The sequence below is a fragment of the Candidatus Woesearchaeota archaeon genome, assembly GCA_003694805.1.
Lineage (GTDB): Archaea > Nanobdellota > Nanobdellia > Woesearchaeales > J110 > J110.
In genome coordinates this window covers 1-1,692 of record RFJU01000156.1, presented here as the reverse complement: position 1 = coordinate 1,692, position 1,692 = coordinate 1, and the positions used below count along the sequence as shown (strand labels likewise).

At 48.8% G+C, this 1,692-nt stretch carries 2 protein-coding genes; one reads left to right on the top strand and one right to left on the bottom strand.

Translation table 11 applies throughout. From position 1 onward, the window contains the following. Window positions 1-31: 31 nt before the first annotated feature. Window positions 32-988 carry a hypothetical protein gene (locus D6783_05685; protein ID RME52153.1) on the top strand — a complete coding sequence of 319 codons (957 nt, stop codon included), beginning with the start codon at window positions 32-34 and terminating at the stop codon, window positions 986-988. Window positions 989-1,142: 154 nt separating this feature from the next. Here the strand turns inward: D6783_05685 and D6783_05680 are convergent, their stop codons facing one another. Then, window positions 1,143-1,457, bottom strand: a complete 315-nt coding sequence (locus D6783_05680) for a hypothetical protein (GenBank protein ID RME52152.1) — start codon at window positions 1,455-1,457, stop codon at window positions 1,143-1,145. Between the last annotated feature and the right edge of the window lie 235 nt (window positions 1,458-1,692).

The window sequence follows — 1,692 nt, the reverse complement described above, 5'->3', positions numbered from 1 at the left end:
TGCGCTTATTGTTTTTTTTGTCCGCAGTTTCGTGCCGAGTGACAAGATTTGTCACAACCTTAAGATTAAGGATAGGGGGAGGCGGAGGTTGAAGGTCGTGTTGTGGGTGGTTGTGCCGTTCTCGGTGGTGTTGGGTGTTGTTTTGTTGGTGGCGACGTCTCTTCCGTTTTTGTTTTCTGTTGCGATAGGGGCTACTCCTTTGCTTGTTCCTGGTGTTTTAGCAAAGCGCGTTGAGCGTTCGGTTCTTCGTCGGGAGCATTTTTTCCCGGCTTTTGTGAGGACGCTTGGCTCTGCGGTTCGAGCGAGGAACGGGGCCGTGCTTTCCAGTTTGAAAATTGTGCTTGTACACGACTTTGGTTTGGTAAATGAGTTAATGCATAATCTGTATAAGCGGCTCAAGCTTGGTTGTGATAAGGTCGAGTCTTGGGTATATTATGCTGCAGAGAGCGGCAGTCATCTTATTCATATGTTTTCTAAAATATTTGCTGAGTCGATTTATTTGGGGGGTGATGGCGAGAAAATTGGGGAGATTGTAAGCAAGAACTTTCAGCGTTTGATTAGTTTGCGTCTTTTGCGTTTGCAGCTGGCCTCTGGTTTGCGCGGGTCGTTGTATGGTTCCTTGGTCGGCTTTGCTGCCGCCATTTACGTGACGGCAAAGATTTCTGCAGTGCTCTCTGATATTTTTTCTCAGCCCGTGGGTGATTTGACGGTGATGCAGGGATTTTTGGATCAGCTGAATCTGGGCGTTACTGCAGTGGATATGGCAAGGGTTAGCATGCTTATTGGGGTGTTGGTGATTGTGCATTCTGCAGCGTCAGCGTGGACGCTCAAGATTGTTGATGGCGGTCTTACGTCTGCCGCGCTTGTAGATGTTGTCATTATGCTCTGGATTGGTGCGGCGTTGAGTTGGTTCATTCCGGTGTTGACGGATAGTATTATGCCGACGTTTGGCGTCGCTGCGGGTCCTGCGCTGCAGGTTCCTCTTTGACGATGGAGGTGACGAGTCGTGTGTGGTTGCGAGAGGGTTGTTGTTGGCGGCGTGTTGTTAGCGGATGGGTTGGTGAGTGAGCAGGTTTTTGGCGGTGTTCCTTGTTGTTTAAGTCTTGTATGTAACCATTTTATACAGGATATACAGGAAAAAATTAGAATGTTTGCAGCTCTGCCACTGGATTGTGAGCGAGTAGTACCACAGTTTTTGGGAAAAGGGGGTGGTTAGCGTGAAAAAAGAGGTGGTAGTGGCAAGGAGAGAACGAACGTTTGGCAATGCCGCAGTGGAAGATGGTGTTGTTGATGTTGTTTTGCAGCTTCCGGAGCGGGTGGTGCGTGCAGTTCAAGAAGATGTGGATTCGTCTGGTGGCTTGTTTGAGGATTTTTCTGACTACGTTCTTCATTGTATTTCTTTTTGGCGAAGAGGTGGCTCGTGATTTTTTTTTGTTGATGCTGAACGCTACGGCCACGCGTAGGGGCTCGCGTTTGTAGAAGCAGGCAGGCCGGGCGTTCAGAGCCTGGTCAGTACTCTTTCCTTGTCAGCGCTCTTTGTGTGGCTTTTTATCGTTGCTTTCGTTCTCGGAAGAGAAGCCGGACGGCGTATTTTATCACGTCGGTTCTGCTGGTGAAGTCGCCGTTTGATTCGAGAATGAGCTCGTCAATTTTTGCTGTGAGGCCTGATGGTATTTTGACAGTGTCGTATGT